Below are 22696 nucleotides of genomic sequence, written 5' to 3' on the forward strand. Positions count from 1 at the left end.
ATGCTGCGCGTCTCCAACCTTTCTTGCAGCCGTGGCAACAAGCCACTCTTTGCCGACGTCAGCTTCGAGCTGAAAGCGGGCCAAGCCTTGCACCTTGAGGGTGACAACGGCGTGGGTAAAACCAGTTTGCTGCGCATCGTGTGTGGCCTGTCACCCGCCGATGCGGGCGAGGTGTGCTGGCAAGACAAAACCATTCAGCAAGACGCGACAGCCTTTCGCTCGTCGCTTTTTTATCTGGGCCACGGCTTGTCGCTCAAAGAAGAGTTGACCGCTTTGGAAAACCTCATGTCAGACGCCGCAGTGTCTGGCCGCAACCTCAGCCAGCAGCAAGCCTTGGTGGCTTTGGCCCGTATGGGTTTGCGCGGGCGCGAGCACTTGCCGCTGCGCGTGATGTCGCAAGGCCAAAAGCGCCGCACGGCTTTGGCCCGTTTGTTGGCCAGCCAAGCGCCGTTGTGGGTTTTGGATGAGCCTTTTGTGGCTTTGGATGTGAAAGCGGTTGATGGACTGCGTGGTTTATTGGCTGAGCATGTGGCCAATGGCGGCATGGTGTTGTTCACCAGCCATCAGCCTGTGGCGCTGACCAGTGCGAGTGGCACCTCGGTGGATGTGCAAACCTACCGATTGAAAGGCGTGGCATGAGTGGCGGCGCTTTCATGGCTGTGCTGCGGCGCGATTTGCTCTTGGCCATGCGTCGCAAGAGCGAGGTGCTGACGGCAGTGTTTTTCTTTGTGGTGGTGGCCGCCTTGTTCCCATTGGGCATTGGTCCTGAGCTGAACACCTTGCGCCTAGTCGCACCTGGCGTGCTGTGGGTGGGCGCGCTCTTGTCGAGTATGTTGGCGCTGCAACGTTTGTTTGAAGCGGATTACCGCGATGGCACGCTTGAGCAAATGGCTTTGTCGCCCACGCCAATGCCCTTACTGATCAGTGCCAAACTCTTGGCGCATTGGCTGGTCTCAGGGGTGCCGTTGGTATTATTGGCCCCAGTTTTAGGGCTGCAGTTTGACCTCTCGGCCGATGCCCTGATGACCCTCACATTGGCCCTGTTGTTGGGCACTCCCGTTTTGTCTTTGGTAGGCGGCATTGGTGCTGCGTTGACTTTGGGCGTGCGTGGCGGCGGGGTGTTGCTCTCGCTGTTGGTGTTGCCTTTGTTCATCCCGGTGCTGGTGTTTGGTGCTGGCGCAGTGGAGGCGCAAGCCAGCGGTTTGGGCGCACAGGCGCACTTCTCAATTTTGATGGCGATGTTGTTGCCTGCAGCCTTTTTCAGCCCGTTCGCATGTGCAACGGCTTTACGGATCGCGTTGGAATGAAGAATATCAACTGGTTTTATTACGCAGCACCGCAAACCTTTTATGGTTTGGCGGGCAAGTCGTGGCCTTGGTTTGCTGCATTGGCCACCTTGCTGATGCTGGTGGGCATGTGGCTGGGCTTTGCTGTGGCCCCGACGGACTTTCAGCAAGGCGAGGGCTACCGCATCATCTTCGTGCACGTGCCTGCGAGCTGGATGTCGATGGTCATCTACTTGGCCATGGCGTTTTGGAGCGTTTTGGGTTTGACCTTCAATACACGCCTGTCGGGCATGATGACTCGTGCATTGGCCCCCACCGGAGCCTTGTTTGCATTTTTGTCTCTGTGGACCGGCGCACTATGGGGCAAGCCCATGTGGGGCGCTTGGTGGGTGTGGGATGCGCGCCTCACGTCTGAGCTGATTTTGTTTTTCTTGTACCTCGGCTACATCGCCTTGACCTCGGCCATTGACGACACGCGCCGCAGCGACCGCGCAGGTGCACTGATTGCCATCGTGGGTGCGATCAACGTGCCCATCATTTATTTCTCGGTGAAGTGGTGGAACACCCTGCACCAAGGCGCTTCGGTGTCTGTGACACAAGGCTCAAGCATGGCAGCCATCATGTTGTGGAGCATGTTGCTCATGGCCTTGGCGTTTTGGTTCTATACCGTGGCGTTGGTGTTGTACCGCGTGCGCACGCTCATCTTGCAGCGTGAGAGCCAAGCGACTTGGGTGCACGAACTCGACGAGGTGAAGTCATGAGATGGGAAAGCTGGAGCCAGTTTTGGGCCATGGGCGGCTACGCCGTCTACGTGTGGGGCAGCGTGGGCGTGACCGCTTTGCTTCTGGCCGTCGAAGTGTGGCAAGCCCGTTGGGCGCACCGTGTTGTGCTGAATCAATTGAAAGCCGAGCAGGCTGTGGCTCAATTACCTGTTGAAGAATTGATGTGATGAAACCCAGAACCAAAAGATTTGCACTGATTGCCGCTGGCATTGTGGTGTTGTGCGCCGCAGCGGCTTTTGTGCTGAATGCCTTCCAAAGTAATTTGGTGTTTTTCTTCACGCCTACGCAAGTGAGCAAAGGCGAAGCGCCCAAGGGTCGCACCTTCCGCGCAGGCGGCATGGTCAAAGAAGGCAGCTTGGTGCGTGACGGCAACACCGTGCGCTTTGTCATCACTGACACCGTGAACGAAATGCCCGTGACCTATGTGGGCCTGTTGCCTGATTTGTTCAAAGAGGGCAAAGGCGTGGTGTCGCAAGGCAAGCTGGGTGACGACGGTTTGTTTGTGGCCACCGAAGTGCTGGCCAAGCACGATGAAAACTACATGCCTCCTGAAGCCCAACATGCGATGGACCAAGCGGCCGCAGCCAAAGCGGCCAAGTCTGTGCAAACGCCAGCCCCCATCAAAGGCAACCCATGATTCCAGAACTCGGTAATTTCGCGCTCATGCTGGCCGCCGTGGTGGCGGTGATGCAAGGGGTGCTGCCCATTGCAGGCACCTTGGTGCGCAACCCACAAACGCAAGTCACCTTGCAGTCATTGGCTCGCCCCACGGCTGCGTTGCAGTTTGTGTTGGTGGCGTTTGCGTTTGGTGCATTGGCGATTTCGTTTTTGAACAACGATTTCTCAGTGTTGTATGTGTCGCAGCACTCCAACTCCTTGCTGCCCAAGCCCTACCAATTCGCCGCGGTGTGGGGCGGCCACGAAGGCTCGCTCTTGCTGTGGGTGTTGCTGTTGTCGGTGTGGACGGTGGCTGTGGCGGTGTTCTCGCGCAGCTTGCCACTCGATATGGTGGCGCGTGTGATTGGCGTGTTGGGCTTGATCTCGGTGGGCTTCTTGTTGTTCATCTTGACCACCTCCAACCCCTTTGAGCGTTTGTTGCCAGCCGCCTTGGATGGCAAAGATTTGAATCCGCTGCTGCAAGACCCGGGCTTGGTGATTCACCCGCCCATGCTCTACATGGGCTACGTGGGCATGGCCGTGGCGTTTGCGTTTGCCGTGTCTGCTTTGATGAGCGGCCGCTTGGATGCCGCTTGGGCGCGCTGGTCGCGCCCTTGGACGGTGGTGGCTTGGACATTTCTGACCTTCGGCATTGGCCTCGGTTCTTGGTGGGCGTATTACGAACTCGGCTGGGGCGGCTGGTGGTTTTGGGACCCGGTAGAAAACGCCTCGCTCATGCCTTGGTTGGTTGGCACGGCACTCATTCACTCGTTGATGGTCACAGAGAAGCGCGGCAGCTTCAAAGCATGGACGGTGTTGTTGGCGATTGCTGCTTTTTCGTTGTCTTTGCTCGGTACGTTCCTCGTGCGCTCTGGCGTACTCACGTCAGTACACGCATTTGCATCTGACCCCAAACGTGGCGTGTTCGTTTTGATTTTCTTGGCCGTGGTGGTGGGCGCTTCGCTCACGCTGTTTGCATGGCGCGCGCCTCGCGTGGCTTTGGGTGGTCGCATGGAGCTGGTGTCGCGCGAATCGTTCTTGTTGGCCAACAGCGTGTTGCTGGTGGTGGCCACTGCTGCTGTGTTGCTGGGCACAATTTATCCGCTCATCATTGACGCTCTGAACTTGGGCAAGCTGTCGGTGGGTCCTCCTTACTTCAATGCCGTGTTTGCACCGCTGCTCGTGCCCACCGTGTTCTTGATGATTCCTGGTTCAGTGGCGCGTTGGCGTGATGCCAATGTGCGCGAGATTGCGCATAAGCTGCGTTGGACGTTTGCGGGTGCGGTTGCCTTGGCCGTTCTGTTGCCATTTGTGTTGGGTGGTTGGTCACTCGGCGCTGCGTTTGGTTTGTTCCTCGGTTGTTGGGTGGCTTTGGGTACAGCCCAACAAGTCATTGAACGCGTGGGTAAGCCCGGCCGCATCGGTGCATCCTTCTGGGGTCAGCACATCGCTCACTTTGGCATGGCTGTGTTGGTGATTGGCATCACCGGCGTCAAGTGCTACGAGGTCGAGCGCGATGTGCGCATGCAAATTGGCGACGTGGTCACCATCGCACCCTATACCTTCCGTTTGAACTCGCTTGACGAAGTCCGCGGCCCCAACTACAAGGCCGTGCGTGCCGATGTGCAAGTGCTGCGTGACGACAAGATCATCGAAATTTTGCAGCCTGAAAAACGTCGCTATTTCTCATCGGCCATGGCTATGACAGAAGCTGGTATTGATTCGGGTTTCATGCGCGACTTGTATGTGTCGCTGGGTGAGCCGCTGGACGACGCGCGCACCGAGTGGAGCATGCGCGTGTACTACAAGCCCTTTGTGCCGTGGCTGTGGGGCGGTGTGTTGCTCATGGTGTTGGGTGGCGTGTTGGCCGCACTGGACCGGAGATACCGCAAATGAAAAAGGTTTTGATTCCGCTGGTCTTGTTCATCGGCCTCGTGGTGTTTTTGGCCGTGGGCTTGAAGCGCGACCCGCGTGAAATTCCATCGCCCTTAATTGGCAAGCCTGCGCCGCATTTCACTTTGTTCACGCTTGAGCCGGGCGACACCAAGTTCTCGCCCATCGACATGCAAGGCCGAGTGTGGATGCTCAATGTGTGGGCCACTTGGTGTGTGGCATGCCGCGAAGAGCACCCTGTGCTGGTAGCGTTTTCTGAAAAGTACCAAGTTCCCATCGTGGGCCTGAGCTACAAAGAAATTCAGCCGCAAGACCCTGCGTACAAAGCGCCGTTCGACGAGAAGCTCAAGCTCGCGCGTGAGCGCAGCCAAGTGTGGCTCAAACGTCACGGCAACCCGTATGTGACGTCGGTGATGGACCTCGATGGTCGCGTGGGCATCAACTACGGTGTGTATGGCGTGCCCGAGACTTACGTCATCGACAAGGCTGGTGTGATTCGCTACAAGTTTGTGGGTGCTGTCACGCCTGCTTTGCTGGCGGAAAAAATCTTGCCTCTGATTGCGGAGTTGAACAAATCATGAAGCGTCTGATTCTCAATACCGCCCTGGCGGTAAGCATCGTGTTGTTTGCTTCTGTGAGTACTGGCCGTGAGGCCGTGCCTATGGCTGAAGACCCCAAGCTCGAAGCACGCTTGGTCGACATCTCGCAAGAGCTGCGTTGCCTGGTGTGTCAAAACGAATCCTTGGCTTCCTCGCATGCTGAGTTGGCGGACGACTTGCGTCAAGAAGTGCGTGAGCTCATTCGCTCAGGCAAGTCAGACCAAGACATCAAAGATTTCCTCGTGGCTCGCTATGGCGATTTTGTGTTGTATCGCCCTGAGGTCAAGCCTTTGACTTGGGTGCTGTGGTTTGGTCCGTTTTTATTGCTAGCAATTGCCGCCATCTTCTTGGGTGTGTATCTGCGTCAACGCCGCGCGGTGGCTGCGCCTGCAGTCATGACGGACGATGAGCGCGAACGCGCCAAGCAACTGTTGAAAGGTTGATGTGAACCCCGCACTCGCTTTTATTTATGTCGCCGTGGCCATGATGGCTGTGGTGATGCTCGTGTTGAGTGTGGCGCTGTGGCGCGGCTCGCAACAGGGTGCACGTTGGGCAGCACACCAAGCTGATGCCAACACCAACCCCGCCCAAGCCAATGCCGCTGTGTACCGCGACCAAATGGTCGAGCTCGACCGCGAGTTCGTGATGGGTAACCTGAATTACGAAGAGCTCAAGGCCGCGCGTGATGAACTGTCGCAACGTTTGTTGGCAGATGCGACTGCGGATGATGCTTTCAATGAGCCGCTCAGTCCTGCAATGCCTGTGGTGTGGCGCAAGCCTTGGTTGGCGGTTTGTTTGTTGGTGTTTGTGGTGCCTGTGGCGTCTGTGTTGATGTACAGCGTCTTAGGTGAGCCTGCCGCACTAGACCCAATGGCTTTGAAGCAAGGGGTAGATAACTCAGCTGAAGTGACGCCTGAGAAACTGACCGAGATGGCCACGGCCCTGACGCGCCGCTTGCAAGATGAGCCCAACAGCATGGAAGGCTGGGTCATGCTTGGTCGCGTTCAACGTGCGCGCGCCCACTTTGAAGAAGCCGCAGAGGCTTACGGCAAAGCATTGGCTTTGAGTCGTGATGACAACTTATCGATTGAGCGCGCTGAGGTGTTGGCTCAAAAGAATGGTGGCAGCTTTGCGGGTGAACCTTGGTCCATCATTCAACGTGTGCTCACGGCGGATCCACATCACCTCAATGCCTTGTTTTTGGCAGGCAGTGCGTCCTATGCGGAGATGAATTATCAAACGGCTTTACGCTATTGGGAGCGTGCACGTGAAGTTGTGCCTACGGATTCACCCGATGCACCAGAGCTAGATCGTGCCATTGCTGAAGCGCGAGACAAGATGGGCTTGCCAGCCATTCCGCCGCGTGCAGCCATACAGCAAGAAACAGTCGCTAGCAAAGCTGCCCTGGCTGCCAGCAGCATCAGCGGACGTGTGAGCTTGGTGAAAGAGCTGAAGGGCTTAGTGGCTGCAACAGACACTGTGTTTGTGTATGCAACCCCTGTGAGTGGCTCGCGTATGCCAATTGCTATTTTGCGAACCACCGCTGATAAATTGCCATTGGACTTTGTTCTGGATGACAGCATGGCGATGAGCCCTGCGGTCAAGCTTTCTGGCATGGACGAGGTGACAGTGCGTGTGCGTATTTCAAAGAGTGGTCAAGCCACTGCGCAGCCCAATGATTACGGTGTGAGTTTGACGCCAGTCAAACCCGGTAGCAAAGGCTTGAACCTCATGGTGCGTGATACTTTGCAATCTACTGCGCAATGACGCTTTGAGTGAGTTGAAAAAAAGCCCCGCAGTGCGGGGCTTTTTTGTTGGGCCTTTCGCTGATTACAGCAAGCCGTTGGTGCGTGCAAAGTGCAATGTTTGCGTACGACTCTTCACGTCCAAGCGACGGAACAGGCGCCACAAGTGAACTTTCACTGTGTGTTCGCTGATGTCGAGTTCAGCCGCGATGTCGCGGTTGCTCAAACCACGGTCCAACATGACGATGAGTTGTTTTTGGCGCTTGGACAATTTGGTCTCGCCGATGGCAACAGCCGTCTCTTCGTCACCGTTTTCTGCAGCAAACAAGCCTTGGAGCGCGGAGGAAATTTCGTTGGCTGGTGTTGACTTCTCGATGTAGATGTCAGCACCTGCTTCAATACATGTTTCTTCTGCTTCGCCTGCTGGCATAGAAGAAATCACCGCCAAAGGTACGGTGGCGTACATCGTTTTAATTTCTTTGACGGCCGATGTGCCTTTGACGCCTGGGAGCAATAAATCGAGCACGAACAGCTCTGGATCACCGTTCTTGATGATGGCTGCTTGCAATTCGCTGAACTTTTCTAATTCAACAACTTTCGATGCGGGACGCATGCGGCGCAACAACATAGCAATGGCTTGGCGGACCAATGGGTGGTCGTCAATGATGTACATACTCATTTTTATTACTCCTGAATCAATATTAGTAGTTTAGCCCCATTGCAGACCGAACATCCTGCATGGTTTCCCGAGCTGTTTTGCGTGCTTTTTCAGTACCTGCGTCGACGATATCACGAACGATCTTGGGGTTGGTGATGTACGGCTCTGCACGTTCGAGCATGGGTTGCTGCTCGCGCAAGATAGCATCGATGATGGGTTGTTTGCACTCTAAGCAGCCAATTCCTGCAGTTTTACAGCCTTTAGCCACCCATTCGCGCTGGCCTGCATCGCTGTAAACCATATGAAATTGCCACACAGGGCATTTGTCAGGGTCGCCCGCATCCGTGCGTTTTTGGCGTGCAGGGTCGGTGGGCATGCGCTTAACTTTTTGTTCAATCGTGGCGCGGTCTTCACGGATGGCAATCGAGTTGTTGTAGCTTTTGCTCATCTTGGCGCCGTCAAGGCCCGGCAATTTGCTGGCTTCTGTCAGCAGCGCGTGTGGCTCGGTCAAGATGACTTTGCCTGTGCCTTTGAAGTAACCACCCAAACGCTCGCGGTCTTGTTCGTCTAGCTCTGGCGCTGATGCGATGTAGCCCAGCGCACCTTCCAAGGCTTTGGCATCGCCTGTTTCTTGGTAGGCCTTGCGCGATTTCTCAAAGCGTTTGATGCTGTCTTTGGGCAACTTGGCCAGCGACGCTTGGATTTTTTCTTCCGCATTGATTTCGCGGCCGTACAAATGGTTGAAGCGGCGCGCGGCTTCGCGCGTCAGCTCCACATGGCTAGCTTGGTCTTCACCCACGGGCACATGCTTGGCTTTGTAGATCAAGATGTCAGCGGCTTGCAGGAGTGGATAGCCCAAGAAGCCGTAGGTGGACAAGTCTTTGTCCTTGAGCTTTTCTTGTTGGTCTTTGTAGGTGGGCACGCGCTCGAGCCAGCCCAGCGGTGTGCCCATGGCTAAGAGCGTGAACAACTCGGCGTGTTCAGGGATACGGCTTTGCAAGAAGATGGTGCAAGCGTTGGGGTCGAGGCCAGCAGCGAGCCAGTCGATCACCATTTCGTACACGTTCTTCTCGATCACCTCGCGGTTTTCGTAGTGGGTGGTGAGGGCGTGCCAATCGGCCACGAAGTAATAGCAATCCATCTCGGACTGCAAACGCACCCAGTTTTTCAAAGCGCCGTGGTAGTGGCCCAAATGCAAAGCGCCCGTGGGGCGCATGCCGGAGAGAACGCGTTCTTTCATATCGTGCTTACTTTTAAAAATCAGGGATTCAATAAAAATTCAAAGGGGCTGAGCAAGAGCGACAAAGCGAACACTGTCCACTTCATCAAAGGTCCAATCCAAATATCGTCGAGTTTGTTGAAGGCCACCAGCGCCAACACAATGTAAATGCCGTAAGGCTCAACCTTAGACAGCCACACAGCTGCGCGCCAAGGCAGCAAGCCGACCAACACACGACCGCCATCGAGTGGTGGCAGAGGGAACAGGTTGAACACAAACATCGACACGTTGACCACAACGCCAGCCAAACTCATTTTCAAGAAGTAGGTTTCAGTCACGCCGAAATGCTTCATCAGGTAGAAGGCCAACAGCCAAGCCAGCGCTTGAAAGAAGTTGATGGCCGGGCCTGCCAATGCCACCCAAATCATGTCGCGCTTGGGGTGATTCAAATTGCCGAAGCGCACCGGCACAGGGCGGGCATAACCAAACAAAAAGTTGCCGCCAGAGGCAAGGTAGAGCAGTGCAGGTACTGCAATCGTGCCCAGCGGGTCGATGTGGGGGATGGGGTTGAGGGTGACGCGGCCCAACATCCAAGCTGTGTTGTCACCCAACTTGTGCGCCACGTAGCCGTGCGCAGCCTCGTGCAACGTGATGGCAAACACCACGGGCAAGGCATAGATCAGGATGGTTTGAATCAGCTCTGGGAAATTCACAGCGTCATTGTCGCATTCAACACTTTGGGGCTAGCAGTGGGGCGATTTACAGGCCCAAAGTGCTCAGTGGGCCACGTCCTTCGCGGATGACCTCAGGGTCGCCGCCACCGTCCATGGGCGTGAGGTCCACCACGGTGGTGGGTTCGAGTGGACAAGCCCCTGCGTCAATCACGGCGGCGAGCTCGTGCTCGAAACGGTCGCGAATTTCCTCGGCGTCGTTCATCGGGTCGGTCTCGCCAGGAGCGATGAGCGTGGTGGCCAGCAGAGGCGCGCCGTGCATCTCGAGCAAGTCGAGCAGGGTTTTGTTCAGCGGCACGCGCAGGCCAATGGTTTTGCGTTGTGGGTGGCTCACGCGGCGGGGCACTTCTTTGGTGGCTTCCAAGATGAAGGTGTACGCACCGGGCGTGGCGGCTTTGAGTAAACGGTATTGGCGGTTGTCCACACGGGCGTAATTCGCCAGTTCAGACAAGTCGCGGCATATCAAGGTGAGGTGGTGTTTCTCGTCCACTTGGCGAATGCGGCGCATGTGTTCAACCGCCGCTTTGTCGTCCAAGTGGCAGACCAAGGCATAACTGGAGTCGGTAGGAACGGCCACGATGCCGCCGCGCTCAAGTAGCTGAACGGCTTGCTTGAGTAAACGGGGCTGAGGGTTGTCGGGGTGAACTTGAAGAAACTGAGCCATGAGCGGGTACGCCGAGAAGTGAGCGGGTGTGGTGTCGGACACCACGAAGTTTTGAATTGAATGTGCTTATTGAATGCGGTCAGCCAGTGCTTCCCACACGGGGGTGAGTTGGCCTGGCAGCCAAGGCAGTGTGCCGAGGTCAATGCGGCTTTCATCAGGGCTATGGAAATCGCTACCGCGTGAGGCGAAGAGGTCGAACTCTTTGGCCATGTCGGCGTAGGTCACGTACTCGGCGGGCGTGTGGCTGCCGGTGACCACTTCGACGCCTTGGCCACCGTGGTTTTTGAATTCGGTGAAGAGCGCAAATTCTTCGTTGGGTGTGAAGCCATAACGTGCAGGGTGAGCAATAACTGCCATGCCCTTGGCTTGCACGATCCAATGCACCGCATCTTTGAGCGATGCCCAACGGTGCGGCACATAGCCGGGGTTGCCTTCGGTCAAGAAGCGGCGAAACACTTCGTTGGTGTCTTGGCAAGCACCGGTTTCAACGAGGAAGCGGGCGAAGTGCGTACGTGAAATCAGTTCGTGGTTGCCTGCGTATTTCAGGGCACCTTCGTACGCGCCGTGGATGCCTACTTTGGCGAGGCCTTCTGACATTTCTTTGGCACGCTCGCCGCGACCACCGCGTGTTTGGTGCAGACCTTGTTTGAGCTGTTCGTCGTGCGCATCAAAGCCGAGGCCCACGATATGCACGGTTTTGTTGGCGAAGGTGATGGAAATTTCTACGCCAGTGAGGTACTTCATGCCATTGGCTTGCGCCGATGCGAGGGCGCGGTCTTGGCCGCCTACTTCGTCGTGGTCGGTCAAAGCCCACAGTTCCACACCGTTGGCTTTGGCGCGAACGGCCAATTGTTCAGGTGTGAGTGTGCCATCCGAGACCACGGAGTGGCAGTGCAGGTCGGCGTTGAGGATGGAAAAAGTCACGCCTCATTGTAGGCGTGGCAAGGCTTGTCGTGCGTTGGCGCTGGTGGCTGCAGCCAGTTCGCCTAGAGAGATGCCACGCAGGTCAGCTAGCACTTGGGCGATGCGCGGCAGTTCAGCGGGTTCGTTGCGGCCTTGGGGCTGGCCGGCGGCGCGTTGCTCGGCGGTGGTGTAGAGCCAATGCGGCGGGATATCAGGCGCATCGGTTTCTAGCACGATGGCCGAGAGCGGCAGCTCGGTGGCCAAGCGGCGCAGCTGCAGGGCGCGGTCATACGTCAGCGCTCCGCCAAAGCCAAGTTTGAAACCAAGCGCGATGAAGGCCTGGGCTTGCTGCACGCTGCCATTGAACGCATGGGCAATGCCGCCCACCACGGGTGTGTCGCGCAAACCTTTGAGCAGCTGGTCGGCACTGCGGCGCACATGCAAGATGACGGGCAGTTGGTGTTGTTGGGCGAGTTTGAGTTGGGCTTTGTAAAACAGTTGTTGTTTGACCAGTGCTTGCGAGTTGTTGAGCTCGGGCACAAAACCATCGAGGCCAATTTCACCGACGGCCACCAACCGTGGGTCATCGCGGTGGGCGCGCAAAGCGGCGTCTAGCTGGACCAAATGTGCGTCGGTGGCGTGTGGTGTGTAGAGCGGATGAATGCCCAGCGCATACGCGTCTTGCTGGGTGTGTGCCAGCAAGCGCACGGTGTCAAAGTTGGCTGCTTCAACAGCGGGAATCACACACTTGGCCACGCCCGCTGCGCGTGCACGCAGATGCACGCCTGAGCGGTCGGCATCAAACTCGGCTGCGTCTAGGTGGGCGTGGGTGTCGATGAACATAGGCTGCATCATCTGCCCCCGTTCATCGGTTTAGGCCAGTTGGCCTTGCACCAAACTCAGTTGACGGTCGCAGCGAGCAGCCAAAGCGTTGTCATGCGTCACCAGCACAAAGGCGGTGTTGTGTTCGCGTGCCAGTTGCAGCATGAGGGCAAACACGTTGTCTGCCGTATTGCGGTCGAGGTTGCCTGTTGGCTCGTCGGCCAGCACGCACGCAGGGCGTGTGACCAAGGCACGGGCAATGGCCACGCGTTGACGTTCGCCGCCAGATAGCTCGGCTGGGCGGTGGTGCATGCGTGGGCCTAAGCCCACCGCTTCGAGCATGGCCTGCGCTTGGGCGTTGGCCGCGGCGCGGTCCATGCGGCGAATCCACAAGGGCATGGCCACGTTGTCGAGCGCGCTGAACTCGGGCAGAAGGTGGTGGAACTGATACACAAAGCCCAAGTGCTGGTTGCGCAAATCGCCCAAGGCCGCAGCACTCAGGCCTGCCAAGGGTTGGCCCATCAACGACACAGTGCCTGTGGTTGGCTCGTCCAAGCCGCCCAACACATGCAGCAAGGTACTTTTGCCCGAACCCGATGAGCCGACGATGGCCAAGGTTTCGCCGGCATTCACCGACAGGTCGACGTTGTGCAGCACGGTCACATCCAGTGGCCCTTCATGAAAGCGACGGCTGATGTTGTTGGCAACGAGAACAGGTGTGTGGTGTGTCATAGCAAGCCTCATTCGTAGCGCAAGGCTTGAGCGGGGTTGACGCGACTGGCGCGCCAACTCGGGTAGATGGTGGCCAAGAACGCCAGCACCAAAGAGATGATGGTGATGGGCCAAATGTCCGCCGCCTGTGGGTCGCTGGGCATTCGGCTGATGAGGTAAATGTCGCGTGGCAAGAAGCTGGCGCCCAACAGGTTTTCAATGGCAGGCACGATGACGTCAATGTTGAAGGCCACTGATAGGCCGAGCAGCAAACCGCCTAATGTGCCGAGCACACCGACAGTCGCACCTTGCACCACAAAGATGGCCATGATGCTTTTGGGGCTGGCGCCCAGTGTGCGCAGAATGGCAATGTCGGCGCGTTTGTCAGTCACGGTCATCACCAGCGTGGTGACGAGGTTGAACGCGGCCACCGCCACAATGAGTGTGAGGATGATGAACATCATGCGTTTTTCCACTTGTACTGCGGCAAACCAAGTGCGGTTTTGGCGTGTCCAATCGCGCACGATGACATCTGGGCCGAGCTGCAGCGATAAGTCATAAGCCACGCTGCGAGCATGCTGGCTGTCTTTGATTTTCAAGCGCACGCCCGTGGGTGCTTCGAGGCGGAAGATGCGTTGCGTGTCCTCGATGTGCAGCAACGCAAGTGATGCGTCGTATTCGTAATGGCCCGAATCAAAAATACCAGACACATGCAACTGCTTCAAGCGAGGCATCACGCCTGCGGGCGTCACTTGTCCGCCTGGAGCAATGAGGGTGATTTGGTCACCCACACGCACACCCATCGACATGGCCAGTTCGCCGCCGAGCACCACATTGAAGCTGCCGGGTTGCAAGGTGGCACGCACTTCGGGTGGGATCTGCAAGGTGAAGTCGCTCACCTGTGTTTCGGGCTCGGGGTCAATGCCACGCACCATCGCGCCGCGCATGTCTTCGCCACGGGCCATCAAGGCTTGTTGTGAAACGAAGGGGGCGGCTGCCACCACTTCTGTGTTTTGTTTGGCTTGGGTGATGAGCGCATTCACATCGGCAAAGCCCTCGCCACCGGGGGCGAGCAGCTCGATGTGCGACACCACGGCCAACATACGGTCGCGAACTTCTTTTTGAAATCCGTTCATCACGCTCAACACAATGATGAGCGCGGCCACGCCCAGCGCAATGCCCAGCATGGACACGCCCGAGATGAACGAAATAAAACCGTTGCGGCCCGCCACGCGACCTGCGCGCGTGTAACGCCAGCCGATCAGCAGTTCGTAGGGAAGTTTGGAGGAGGTGGGTTGCATGTGGGCTGGATTATCCCGTAGTGGCCAAAGTGCTAGGCCGCATCACGGACAATCGGGGTTATGACTTCTGTGCTGATCCATTCTGTGCGTGACACCACCCTGATTCCTTTTTCGCTGTGGACCCTCCACGGCCCCGAGGCATCGGTGTTGGCCAAAGCTGAGTTGCTTCATTTGCGCGCATGGCTGGCGCAAGCGAAACGTGTGGATGTGCAGGTGGATGCCGTGCAAGAGCCCCTGCTCGCCACGCTCTCGCCACCACACGAACGTGCTTGGGCGCTCGCCGCTGGGTGGCCTGCGCAGGATGGCTGTTTGCCTTGGGCAGCTCGTGCAGCAGCAGAGCGTGGCTTGGTTGCGAACAACGCAACAGACGGCTGGGCGTTCATCAATCTGTGCAACTGGCATGTGAGCAACGGCCAGGTCACGCTGGGTGACCCTGCGTATTTGCAAATCGACGAAGCCACAGACGCTACGTTGTTTCAAGCCATGCAAAGCTTCTTTGCCGAAGATGGCATTGCCTTGCATCCCTACAAACCCGGCCAGTGGCTGGCACAGTCGCCGCTGTTGGTTGACTTACCCACCGCTTCGCTAGACCGTGTGATTGGCCGCAACATTGACCCGTGGTTGGTGGGCAGTCATGTGGCTGCCGATGCGCTCAGCCCTGCCGCCAAACTGTTGCGTCGTTTGCAAAACGAAATGCAAATGTTGCTCTATACCCACCCTGTCAACGAGGGGCGTGGCCTCACCATCAATTCGTTTTGGGTGCATGGGACGGGCGCGTTACCTAGCGAAGCGAGCGAGCCAGCAAAACAAGAGCCCGTCGTCATTCAAACCCTACGTGAAAGTGCTTTGCAGCAAGACCTGATTGGTTGGCTCGAAGCATGGCAACACGTCGATGCCCATGTCATCGCGCCCATGCTGGCCCGCTTAGCTGAAGGCGAACCGCAGCGTCTGGTGTTGTGTGGCGAGCATGAGTTTCATGTGTACGACAGCGCAGCACCTTCAATATGGCAACGCTTGCGTACGCGCTTCGCTCCCACTTCTTTAGACACCGTGTTGGCCGTTGCGCCATTGAAAGACTAAGCCCATGCAATTCATCCCACGCGACATGCCACCGCGCAGCATTTGGGCGTTGGAGCAAGCGGGTGTGCATCCGCTGTTGGCCCGCCTGTATGCCGCACGCGGCATTCAAGATGCGGCCACGCTCGACGCCTCGTTAGCGCAACTGCTGCCACCCACAGGTTTGAAAGGCATTGAAGCCGCTGCTGAGTTGCTGGCCGATGCAATGGCTGCCAACAAAAAACTCTGCATCGTGGCGGACTACGACTGTGATGGTGCAACTGCTTGTGCCGTGGCCCTGCGTGGCCTGCGCTTGCTGGGCGCGAAGCAGGTGAGCTACATCGTGCCCGACCGCGTGGTCGATGGCTACGGCCTCACGCCACCGATTGCCGAGCGTGTCAAAGCCAGCGGTGCAGATGTGCTGATCACCGTGGACAACGGCATTGCCAGCGTGGAGGGCGTGGCCACTGCGCGCAAGCTGGGCTTGCAAGTGCTCGTCACCGATCACCATTTGCCTGCTGCTGTGTTGCCCGAGGCTGATGCGATCGTGAACCCCAACCAACCCGGTTGCACGTTTGAAAGCAAAGCGCTTGCGGGCGTGGGCGTGATGTTTTATGTGTTGCTCGTTTTGCGTGCCGAGTTGCGCAAGCGCGGTGTGTTCACAGCGGAACAACAGCCAAAACTAGACACCTTGTTGCCACTCGTTGCGCTGGGCACAGTGGCCGACGTGGTGAAGCTCGATGCCAACAACCGCCGTTTGGTGGCCCAAGGTTTGGCGCGTGTGCGCAAAGGTCAAATGCCTGCGGGCATGACCGCTTTGTTTGCGGCAGCCGGACGCACCAGTGAGAAATGCACCTCGCAAGATTTTGGTTTTGCCGTGGGCCCGCGTATCAATGCGGCTGGCCGTTTGTCTGACATGACGTTGGGTATTGAATGCCTCACCACCGACGACGTGGGCCGCGCCACCGAGCTGGCCACGCAGCTAGACCGTATCAACCGCGAGCGCCGCGAAATTGAAGGCGACATGCGCGAGCAAGCCCTAGAGCTGGCGCAAGAAATGTTTGATCCCGAAGAAGAGCCGCCCTCAGCCCTGTGCGTGTTCGACCCCGACTTTCACGAAGGCGTGGTGGGCATCGTGGCGGCCAAGCTCAAAGATTTGCACCACCGCCCCACGTTTGTGTTTGCGCCCAGCCAAGCGGCGGGTAAGGGGCATGAGCTGAAGGGTTCAGGTCGCTCTATTCCCGGTTTTCATTTGCGCGATGCACTCGACCTCGTGGCCAAGCGTCACCCCGGTGTGTTGCTGCGCTTTGGCGGTCACGCCATGGCGGCGGGTTGCACTTTGGACGAGGACAGCCTCGCCACCTTTGAAGAAGCCTTGCAACAAGTCGCGCAAGAGTGGCTCGATGAAGCCACTTTGCAACGCCGTCTAGAAACAGACGGCCCCTTGTTGCCCGAATACCGCCGCCCCGAGTTGGCCGACACACTGGCCCGCGAAGTGTGGGGCCAAGGCTTTGCGCCGCCCACGTTCAGCGAAGAGGTCGAAGTGGTGGGGCAGCGCTTGGTGGGCGAAAAGCATTTGGCGCTCAAGCTGCGCCACCAAGGGCAGCCTGTGGATGGCATTTGGTTTGGTCGTGTCGACCCATTGCCCGCGCTGGCGCATTTGGCGTTTCGCCTAGAGGCGGATGAATGGCAGGGCAACAAACGCGTGCGCTTTGTGGTCGAAGGCATGGCTGGATAAAAAACAAAACAACGCAATGGCAACTAAGAAAAAACTCCAACTCCCCGAAGTCAATTTCTCTGACTACGGCGACACCCGCTACCTGCACCTTGGCACGCCGTGGGTGCAAGGCTCGATGAACATTGATAAGCCTTTTGACATCGACCTTGAATACGTGCAACGCATGATGGCGTGGCTTTTGTTTGTGGACATCGACAAAGTGGGCAAGCTGCACGCCATGCAGCTGGGGCTTGGCGCTGCGTCGCTCACTAAGTTTTCGTTCAAGCACCTGCGCATGAAAACCACCGCGATTGAACTCAACCCTCAAGTGGTGGCTGCTTGTCGCCTATGGTTCAAGCTGCCTGCCGACAGCGCGAAGCTGCAAGTGGTGTTGGGCGATGCCGCTGAGGTGGCCAAGCACGACCACTGGCGAGGCCAGATCGACGCACTGCAAGTGGATTTGTACGACCACGAAGCTGCTTCACCTGTGTTGGACAGTGCAGAGTTTTATGCTGACTGCCGCAGTTTGCTCACCGATGATGGCTGTATGACAGTTAACTTGTTTGGCCGCAGTTCAAGCTACGAGCAAAGCTTGGGCAAGATGGCTGCCGCTTTTGGTGCGGATGCGTTGTGGGCCTTCAAGCCCACGCGTGAGGGCAACACCGTCGTGCTGGCGCAGCGCACGCCGAACCATCCCAAGCGTCCCGAATTGATGGCGCGAGCCGAGGCGATTCAAGCGCGTTGGCCTTTGCCTGCGACCAAATGGCTGCGTGTCTTCAAACCCTTGAAAGCCTCATGAAATAAGGGTTTACCCCTTGTTTTTGCCCTGTACAAAATAGGTGTAACCCACATCAAAAGTGCTTCAGGTCGAACTCCATAATTCAACGCATATTTGCTTTTGGATATAGGAGACGAAATGATCAAAAGTCAAAAAGACTTTTTCTCCGGCCTGATGTTCACATTGGTCGGTGGTGGCTTCGCGTGGGGTGCAACCAATTACACGATTGGTACAGGCGCTCGCATGGGCCCTGGCTACTTCCCCATGTTGCTCGGCATATTCTTGGCCGTGTTGGGTGCATTCATCACGTTTTATTCTTTGGTGGAACACACCGAAGACGGTGAACCCATCGGCAAGTTTGCTTGGAAGCCTATCGTGTTCATCTTGGGTGCCAACATTGTGTTTGGCATCTTGTTGGCAGGCTTGCCCAGCTTTGGCGTTCCCGCCATGGGTTTGATCGCTGCTATTTTTGCTTTGGTCATCATCGCCAGTAAAGCGGGTGACACCTTTGTTCTCAAGGAAGTGTTGTTGCTTGCCACCATTTTGTCGGCGGGCAGCTACTTGGCTTTCATCGTGCTGCTTAAATTGCAGATGCCCGTGTGGCCCACCTTCATCACTGGTTGAGCCTGGAGAAATAAAAAATGGATTTGATTGCAAACCTCTCACTAGGCTTTGGCGTAGCCTTCACGCCGATCAACCTGATGTACGCCTTGATCGGCTGTATCTTGGGTACGCTCATTGGCGTGTTGCCAGGCATTGGCCCTGTGGCCACCATCGCGATGTTGCTGCCAGCGACATACGCGTTGCCACCTGTGTCAGCGCTGATCATGTTGGCCGGTATTTATTACGGCGCTCAATACGGTGGTTCAACCACTGCGATTTTGGTGAACTTGCCCGGTGAATCGTCTTCGGTGGTCACCACCATCGACGGTTACCAAATGGCCCGCAAAGGCCGCGCAGGTCCCGCCTTGGCAGCTGCTGGCTTGGGCTCGTTCTTCGCCGGCTCTGTGGGCACTTTGATCTTGGCGGCTTTCGCGCCTCCTTTGACAGAACTCGCGTTCAAGTTCGGCCCTGCTGAATACTTTTCGCTCATGATTTTGGGCTTGGTGGGCGCGGTGGTGTTGGCTTCGGGCTCTTTGCTCAAAGCGATTGCCATGATCGTGTTGGGTCTTTTGATGGGCTTGATCGGTACCGACGTCAACTCTGGTGTCGCACGTTTCAGCTTTGACATCCCAGAACTCACCGACGGCGTCGGCTTCGTGGTGGTGGCGATGGGTGTGTTCGGTTACGGCGAAATCATTTCGAACTTGTCACAACCCGAAGACGAACGTGAAGTGTTCACTGCCAAGGTGGAAGGTTTGTTCCCCACCAAGGAAGACTTCAAGAACATGTTGCCTGCGGTCATTCGCGGTACGGCTTTGGGCTCGTTGCTCGGCGTTTTGCCTGGTGGCGGCGCGTTGTTGGCTGCGTTTGCGGCTTATACGATCGAGAAGAAAACCAAGTTGCGTCCAGGTGAAGTTCCATTCGGTCAAGGCAACATCCGCGGTGTGGCTGCGCCTGAATCGGCCAACAACGCCGGCGCACAAACCTCGTTCATCCCATTGCTCACCTTGGGTATCCCACCCAACGCCGTGATGGCTTTGATGGTGGGTGCGATGACCATTCACAATATCCAACCCGGCCCACAGGTGATGACCAGCAACCCCGAGTTGTTCTGGGGTCTGATTGCCTCGATGTGGATTGGTAACTTGATGCTCGTGATCTTGAACTTGCCATTGATCGGCATGTGGATCAAGTTGTTGTCTGTGCCTTACCGCTTCTTGTTCCCCGCCATCGTGCTGTTCTGCGCGATCGGCGTGTACTCGACCAACAACAACACCTTCGACATCTGGATGGTGGCGGGCTTCGGTTTGGTGGGCTACACCTTCATGAAGCTGGGTGTAGAACCTGCACCTTTGCTGCTGGGCTTCATCCTCGGGCCAATGATGGAAGAAAACCTGCGTCGTGCCCTGTTGCTGTCGCGTGGTGACTGGACAGTGTTTGGTACACGTCCCCTGTCTGCTGGCTTGTTGGCTGCTGCTGCGATGCTCTTGGTGATCGTGCTGTTGCCGTCCATCAAGTCCAAACGCGAAGAAGCCTTCGTGGAAGAGTAATTCAGTTCAAACTGTTTCACCCTCAAACGGCACCTTCGGGTGCCGTTTTACATTGGTCTTCGCTTATATTGAAGCTTGACGAGTTTTCTTGGAAAGACTGCGATGATCGACCATCCCCAACGCTTGGCCCTGCACAACGAAGTGCACGCCCGCCCGCCAGAGCCCATGCAAGCACCGCAGGTGATATCGCGTGTGGTCATGTGGGTGGACCGTGCCAGCGCGCAAGCCAGTCGTGATCATTTGGCGCAACTGTTACGTGACAACCATTTGCCTGCCCCCGATGCCCATACCAATCATGTGCGCATGGATTTAGGTGCGTATCGCCTGCGTTGGGAGCTGCACACTGAGTTTGTGTCGTGGACTTTTATGCGGCCCGTGAGCCCAGATGTCTTTGCGCAACCAGACCCCATGACAGCGGTACAAGCCGTTCCTCAAAAATGGCTGACCCAGTTACCAGGCGAATGCTTGGCGCGTTTGCATGTGTGGCTGTTGCCTTCGTCGACGGTGGACATTCATGAAGACATGCCCAAGGTGCTGCATGACGACACCTTGGTGGCCTCCACCGTGGCTGAAGGTCATGGCGAGGTCTACACCGACTTCCAGTTGCACCCCGATGGCTATTCACGCATTGTGTTGCTCACGGGTTCGCTAACACCGCGTCGTCAAGGTCGCTTGGTGCAGCAAATGCTTGAAATTGAAACCTACCGCATGGCCGCCTTGTTGGGTGTGCCTGCGGCCCGTGAAGCCTCACATGCGTTGGCTGACGCTGAGCGCGAATTGGCTGCATTGGCCAATGCGATTCGCAATGCCAGCAGTGCCGATGAAGCGGGCTTGCTAGATCGCCTCACGCGTTTGGCGGGTGAAGTGGAAGGTCAATACGCCAGCACCCATTCGCGCTTCTCTGCGACTCGCGCTTACTTTGAATTAGTCGATCGCCGCATTCGAGACATTGCTGAATCGCGCATGCCGGGAATGCAAACTATTGCCGAATTCATGGAGCGGCGTTTGTCACCCGCACGTAGTACCTGTGATTGGGCGGCGCGTCGTCAAAACGCTTTGTCTGAGCGCGTCTCTCGCATGAGCAACTTGTTGCGCACCCGCGTTGACTTTGAGCAGCAGCAAAGTAGCCAAGAGTTGCTCACCACCATGAACCAACGCCAAGACGTGCAGCTCAAGTTGCAGTCCACGGTGGAAGGTTTGTCGGTAGCGGCCATCACCTATTACTTCACGGGCTTGGTCAGCTACTTAGCCAAAGGTGCCGAGAAAGTAGGCTGGCCGTTCTCGCCGGATATCACGGCCGCCTGTGCGCTGCCCTTTGTGGGCTTGTTGGTGTGGTTGTCAATGCGTCGTTTGCACAACAAGGTATTCAAAAAATGAACTTCAATTCGCCCAACCCCTACACCTCCACACGCTTGCCTGTGTTTGCGCGCAATGTGGTGTCTACCTCACACCCTTTGGCTGCACAAGCGGGTTTGCGCATGTTGTGGCAAGGCGGCAATGCGGTAGATGCGGCCATCGCCGCTGCGGCTGCCATCACCTTGACCGAGCCAGTGAGTTGCGGCTTGGGCTCGGACGCATTTTGTATTTTGTGGGACGGTCAGCAGCTTCATGGTTTGAATGCATCTGGCACCGCGCCCCAAGCGTGGACGCCTGAGTATTTCAAACGCAAATACGGCGATGGCATTGCCACACCGCCAAAGCGCGGCATGGACTCTGTGACGGTGCCTGGTGCCGTGGCAGGCTGGGTGGCAATGAGCGAGCGCTTTGGCAAGCTGCCCTTTGAAGACCTCTTGCAACCCGCCATCGAGATCGCTGAGCGCGGCTATTTGTTACCCGTGGTGGTGCAACAGAAATGGGCTGCGGCCACGCCAGAGTTGCAATCGCAACCGGGTTTTGCGCAAAACTTTTTGCCTTGGGGGCGTGCACCCAATGTGGGTGAGTTGTTCAAGTTTTCTGCGGCAGCCAAAGGCTTGCGCGCCATTGCGAAGAGTCAGGGTCAAGCCTTGTATGGCGGCGAAATTGCGCAAGCCATTGAAGCGTTTTCTAATCAACACGGCGGCAGCATCACCGCGCGTGATTTTGCCAACTACAAGGCCGAGTGGGTCGCACCCATTGCACAAAACTACCGCGGCTATACGCTGCACGAAATACCTCCGAATGGCCAAGGTATTGCCGCACTCATTGCACTCGGTATCTTGGAACACTTTGACATCGCCAGCATGGCAGTGGATGGTGTGGACTCACAACACTTGCAAATCGAAGCCATGAAGTTGGCTTTTGCAGATGTGTACCGCTACGTGGCCGAACCCTCGGCGATGGACGTCACGCCCGCGCAAATGTTAGACCCCGCGTATTTGAAGCAACGCGCCCAGTTGATCGACATGCAACGAGCACAAGACTTCGGGGCGGGGAACCCCGTCAAGGGCGGCACGATTTACCTCAGCACGGCCGATGAAAACGGCATGATGGTCAGCTTCATTCAAAGCAACTACATGGGCTTTGGCTCAGGCTGTGTGGAGCCAACCTACGGCATCAGCTTACAAAACCGTGGTCATGGTTTCAGCGTGAATGCCAACGGCTTGAATCCAGCCAATTTGGTGGCCCCTGGCAAGCGTCCGTTTCACACCATCATCCCTGCCTTTCTCAGCAAAGACGGAATGCCTGTGATGAGCTATGGCGTCATGGGCGCCAACATGCAGCCGCAAGGCCACATGCAAACACTGGTACGTATGCTTGACTATGGGCAGCACCCTCAAGCCGCATGTGATGCGCCACGCTGGCGCTACAACGCAGGCTTGGAGATCAATGTCGAAGCCTCGCTCCATGCGCAAACAGCAAGTGGTTTGCAAGCGCGGGGTCATCAAGTGGGTGTCATCAATGACAGTTACCAAGACTTTGGTGCAGGCCAATTTATTTGGCGTATGGGTGACCCCAAAGTAGAAGGCTATGTGGCCGCCAGCGATGCACGCCGCGATGGTTTGGCTGCGGGCTTCTGACGTGAGCGCGACGCGCCTCAAGATG

General features: G+C 57.0%; 24 protein-coding genes. 16 read left to right on the forward strand and 8 right to left on the reverse strand.

Translation table 11 applies throughout. From position 1 onward, the window contains the following. The 9 genes from ccmA to ccmI are packed head-to-tail and all read left to right on the forward strand — an operon-like array spanning position 1 to position 6984. A complete protein-coding gene (gene ccmA / locus B9Z35_RS01300; RefSeq protein WP_108281865.1) occupies positions 1 to 639 on the forward strand; it encodes a cytochrome c biogenesis heme-transporting ATPase CcmA in 639 nt (212 codons plus the stop codon). Next, complete coding sequence (ccmB, locus tag B9Z35_RS01305; RefSeq protein WP_199219747.1) at positions 636 to 1307, forward strand: heme exporter protein CcmB; 672 nt, start codon at positions 636 to 638, stop codon at positions 1305 to 1307. Before ccmA ends, ccmB begins: the two co-directional genes overlap by 4 nt. Next, positions 1304 to 2047: a heme ABC transporter permease CcmC gene (gene ccmC, locus B9Z35_RS01310; RefSeq protein WP_108281866.1), complete on the forward strand. Its 744-nt coding sequence runs from the start codon at positions 1304 to 1306 to the stop codon at positions 2045 to 2047. Before ccmB ends, ccmC begins: the two co-directional genes overlap by 4 nt. After that, on the forward strand, positions 2044 to 2235 hold the full coding sequence (gene ccmD / locus B9Z35_RS01315; RefSeq protein ID WP_108281867.1) for a heme exporter protein CcmD: 192 nt from the start codon (positions 2044 to 2046) through the stop codon (positions 2233 to 2235). The genes ccmC and ccmD overlap by 4 nt, the downstream gene beginning before the upstream one ends. Further along, positions 2235 to 2705: a cytochrome c maturation protein CcmE gene (gene ccmE / locus B9Z35_RS01320; protein WP_108281868.1), complete on the forward strand. Its 471-nt coding sequence runs from the start codon at positions 2235 to 2237 to the stop codon at positions 2703 to 2705. The genes ccmD and ccmE overlap by 1 nt, the downstream gene beginning before the upstream one ends. Further along, positions 2702 to 4621, forward strand: a complete 1920-nt coding sequence (locus B9Z35_RS01325; protein ID WP_108281869.1) for a heme lyase CcmF/NrfE family subunit — start codon at positions 2702 to 2704, stop codon at positions 4619 to 4621. The genes ccmE and B9Z35_RS01325 overlap by 4 nt, the downstream gene beginning before the upstream one ends. Further along, positions 4618 to 5199 carry a DsbE family thiol:disulfide interchange protein gene (locus B9Z35_RS01330; RefSeq protein WP_108281870.1) on the forward strand — a complete coding sequence of 194 codons (582 nt, stop codon included), beginning with the start codon at positions 4618 to 4620 and terminating at the stop codon, positions 5197 to 5199. The genes B9Z35_RS01325 and B9Z35_RS01330 overlap by 4 nt, the downstream gene beginning before the upstream one ends. Beyond that, complete coding sequence (locus B9Z35_RS01335; RefSeq protein WP_108281871.1) at positions 5196 to 5660, forward strand: cytochrome c-type biogenesis protein; 465 nt, start codon at positions 5196 to 5198, stop codon at positions 5658 to 5660. The genes B9Z35_RS01330 and B9Z35_RS01335 overlap by 4 nt, the downstream gene beginning before the upstream one ends. A 1-nt stretch (position 5661) precedes the next feature. Then, positions 5662 to 6984, forward strand: a complete 1323-nt coding sequence (gene ccmI, locus B9Z35_RS01340; protein WP_146178923.1) for a c-type cytochrome biogenesis protein CcmI — start codon at positions 5662 to 5664, stop codon at positions 6982 to 6984. Positions 6985 to 7047: 63 nt separating this feature from the next. Here ccmI and B9Z35_RS01345 read toward each other — a convergent pair whose 3' ends face one another. The 8 genes from B9Z35_RS01345 to B9Z35_RS01380 all read right to left on the reverse strand — a co-directional run bounded on the left by B9Z35_RS01345 (position 7048) and on the right by B9Z35_RS01380 (position 13971). Then, on the reverse strand, positions 7048 to 7641 hold the full coding sequence (locus tag B9Z35_RS01345) for a response regulator transcription factor (protein WP_108281873.1): 594 nt from the start codon (positions 7639 to 7641) through the stop codon (positions 7048 to 7050). Between the two features lie 22 nt (positions 7642 to 7663). Next, positions 7664 to 8860 (reverse strand): tryptophan--tRNA ligase, encoded by a 1197-nt coding sequence (locus B9Z35_RS01350; protein WP_108281874.1) that lies wholly within the window; start codon positions 8858 to 8860, stop codon positions 7664 to 7666. A gap of 20 nt (positions 8861 to 8880) precedes the next feature. Further along, positions 8881 to 9552, reverse strand: a complete 672-nt coding sequence (locus B9Z35_RS01355; RefSeq protein ID WP_108281875.1) for a site-2 protease family protein — start codon at positions 9550 to 9552, stop codon at positions 8881 to 8883. A gap of 46 nt (positions 9553 to 9598) precedes the next feature. After that, a complete protein-coding gene (locus tag B9Z35_RS01360; protein WP_108282768.1) occupies positions 9599 to 10234 on the reverse strand; it encodes an L-threonylcarbamoyladenylate synthase in 636 nt (211 codons plus the stop codon). 66 nt (positions 10235 to 10300) lie between these two features. Beyond that, the gene (locus B9Z35_RS01365; protein WP_108281876.1) at positions 10301 to 11158 is read right to left on the reverse strand and encodes a 3',5'-nucleoside bisphosphate phosphatase; all 858 of its coding nucleotides are present in this window, start codon (positions 11156 to 11158) and stop codon (positions 10301 to 10303) included. 3 nt (positions 11159 to 11161) lie between these two features. Continuing rightward, entirely contained in the window at positions 11162 to 11980 is an 819-nt protein-coding gene (locus B9Z35_RS01370) for a TatD family hydrolase (protein ID WP_108282769.1), read from the reverse strand. Between the two features lie 30 nt (positions 11981 to 12010). Further along, a complete protein-coding gene (gene lolD / locus B9Z35_RS01375) occupies positions 12011 to 12691 on the reverse strand; it encodes a lipoprotein-releasing ABC transporter ATP-binding protein LolD (RefSeq protein ID WP_199219748.1) in 681 nt (226 codons plus the stop codon). An 8-nt stretch (positions 12692 to 12699) separates the two neighbouring features. Further along, positions 12700 to 13971 carry a lipoprotein-releasing ABC transporter permease subunit gene (locus B9Z35_RS01380; protein ID WP_108281878.1) on the reverse strand — a complete coding sequence of 424 codons (1272 nt, stop codon included), beginning with the start codon at positions 13969 to 13971 and terminating at the stop codon, positions 12700 to 12702. Positions 13972 to 14031: 60 nt separating this feature from the next. On the opposite strand from B9Z35_RS01380, the gene B9Z35_RS01385 reads away from it, so the two are divergent. From B9Z35_RS01385 to B9Z35_RS01415, 7 genes are all read left to right on the forward strand, one after another. After that, positions 14032 to 15051: a hypothetical protein gene (locus B9Z35_RS01385; protein ID WP_108281879.1), complete on the forward strand. Its 1020-nt coding sequence runs from the start codon at positions 14032 to 14034 to the stop codon at positions 15049 to 15051. Between the two features lie 4 nt (positions 15052 to 15055). Further along, on the forward strand, positions 15056 to 16765 hold the full coding sequence (gene recJ, locus B9Z35_RS01390) for a single-stranded-DNA-specific exonuclease RecJ (protein WP_108281880.1): 1710 nt from the start codon (positions 15056 to 15058) through the stop codon (positions 16763 to 16765). A 16-nt stretch (positions 16766 to 16781) separates the two neighbouring features. Further along, positions 16782 to 17543, forward strand: coding sequence for a spermidine synthase (locus B9Z35_RS01395; RefSeq protein ID WP_108281881.1), 762 nt, complete (start codon positions 16782 to 16784; stop codon positions 17541 to 17543). A 117-nt stretch (positions 17544 to 17660) separates the two neighbouring features. Further along, positions 17661 to 18146: a tripartite tricarboxylate transporter TctB family protein gene (locus tag B9Z35_RS01400; RefSeq protein WP_108281882.1), complete on the forward strand. Its 486-nt coding sequence runs from the start codon at positions 17661 to 17663 to the stop codon at positions 18144 to 18146. Between the two features lie 17 nt (positions 18147 to 18163). Then, positions 18164 to 19675, forward strand: coding sequence for a tripartite tricarboxylate transporter permease (locus B9Z35_RS01405; RefSeq protein ID WP_108281883.1), 1512 nt, complete (start codon positions 18164 to 18166; stop codon positions 19673 to 19675). Positions 19676 to 19777: 102 nt separating this feature from the next. Further along, positions 19778 to 21052, forward strand: coding sequence for a DUF3422 family protein (locus B9Z35_RS01410; protein WP_108281884.1), 1275 nt, complete (start codon positions 19778 to 19780; stop codon positions 21050 to 21052). Continuing rightward, complete coding sequence (locus B9Z35_RS01415) at positions 21049 to 22671, forward strand: gamma-glutamyltransferase family protein (RefSeq protein WP_108281885.1); 1623 nt, start codon at positions 21049 to 21051, stop codon at positions 22669 to 22671. The genes B9Z35_RS01410 and B9Z35_RS01415 overlap by 4 nt, the downstream gene beginning before the upstream one ends. Positions 22672 to 22696 lie beyond the last annotated feature (25 nt).

The organism is Limnohabitans sp. Jir61 (genome assembly GCF_003063545.1).
GTDB lineage: Bacteria > Pseudomonadota > Gammaproteobacteria > Burkholderiales > Burkholderiaceae_C > Limnohabitans.

What these genes read in the sequence shown, in the direction of transcription:
- ccmA (WP_108281865.1), top strand. Translation starts at nt 1, where the DNA reads ATGCTGCGCGTCTCCAACCTTTCTTGCAGCCGTGGCAACAAGCCACTC.
- ccmB (WP_199219747.1), top strand. Translation starts at nt 636, where the DNA reads ATGAGTGGCGGCGCTTTCATGGCTGTGCTGCGGCGCGATTTGCTCTTG.
- ccmC (WP_108281866.1), top strand. Translation starts at nt 1,304, where the DNA reads ATGAAGAATATCAACTGGTTTTATTACGCAGCACCGCAAACCTTTTAT.
- ccmD (WP_108281867.1), top strand. Translation starts at nt 2,044, where the DNA reads ATGAGATGGGAAAGCTGGAGCCAGTTTTGGGCCATGGGCGGCTACGCC.
- ccmE (WP_108281868.1), top strand. Translation starts at nt 2,235, where the DNA reads ATGAAACCCAGAACCAAAAGATTTGCACTGATTGCCGCTGGCATTGTG.
- B9Z35_RS01325 (WP_108281869.1), top strand. Translation starts at nt 2,702, where the DNA reads ATGATTCCAGAACTCGGTAATTTCGCGCTCATGCTGGCCGCCGTGGTG.
- B9Z35_RS01330 (WP_108281870.1), top strand. Translation starts at nt 4,618, where the DNA reads ATGAAAAAGGTTTTGATTCCGCTGGTCTTGTTCATCGGCCTCGTGGTG.
- B9Z35_RS01335 (WP_108281871.1), top strand. Translation starts at nt 5,196, where the DNA reads ATGAAGCGTCTGATTCTCAATACCGCCCTGGCGGTAAGCATCGTGTTG.
- B9Z35_RS01345 (WP_108281873.1), bottom strand. Translation starts at nt 7,641, where the DNA reads ATGAGTATGTACATCATTGACGACCACCCATTGGTCCGCCAAGCCATT.
- B9Z35_RS01350 (WP_108281874.1), bottom strand. Translation starts at nt 8,860, where the DNA reads ATGAAAGAACGCGTTCTCTCCGGCATGCGCCCCACGGGCGCTTTGCAT.
- B9Z35_RS01360 (WP_108282768.1), bottom strand. Translation starts at nt 10,234, where the DNA reads ATGGCTCAGTTTCTTCAAGTTCACCCCGACAACCCTCAGCCCCGTTTA.
- B9Z35_RS01370 (WP_108282769.1), bottom strand. Translation starts at nt 11,980, where the DNA reads ATGTTCATCGACACCCACGCCCACCTAGACGCAGCCGAGTTTGATGCC.
- lolD (WP_199219748.1), bottom strand. Translation starts at nt 12,691, where the DNA reads ATGACACACCACACACCTGTTCTCGTTGCCAACAACATCAGCCGTCGC.
- B9Z35_RS01380 (WP_108281878.1), bottom strand. Translation starts at nt 13,971, where the DNA reads ATGCAACCCACCTCCTCCAAACTTCCCTACGAACTGCTGATCGGCTGG.
- B9Z35_RS01385 (WP_108281879.1), top strand. Translation starts at nt 14,032, where the DNA reads ATGACTTCTGTGCTGATCCATTCTGTGCGTGACACCACCCTGATTCCT.
- recJ (WP_108281880.1), top strand. Translation starts at nt 15,056, where the DNA reads ATGCAATTCATCCCACGCGACATGCCACCGCGCAGCATTTGGGCGTTG.
- B9Z35_RS01395 (WP_108281881.1), top strand. Translation starts at nt 16,782, where the DNA reads ATGGCAACTAAGAAAAAACTCCAACTCCCCGAAGTCAATTTCTCTGAC.
- B9Z35_RS01400 (WP_108281882.1), top strand. Translation starts at nt 17,661, where the DNA reads ATGATCAAAAGTCAAAAAGACTTTTTCTCCGGCCTGATGTTCACATTG.
- B9Z35_RS01405 (WP_108281883.1), top strand. Translation starts at nt 18,164, where the DNA reads ATGGATTTGATTGCAAACCTCTCACTAGGCTTTGGCGTAGCCTTCACG.
- B9Z35_RS01410 (WP_108281884.1), top strand. Translation starts at nt 19,778, where the DNA reads ATGATCGACCATCCCCAACGCTTGGCCCTGCACAACGAAGTGCACGCC.
- B9Z35_RS01415 (WP_108281885.1), top strand. Translation starts at nt 21,049, where the DNA reads ATGAACTTCAATTCGCCCAACCCCTACACCTCCACACGCTTGCCTGTG.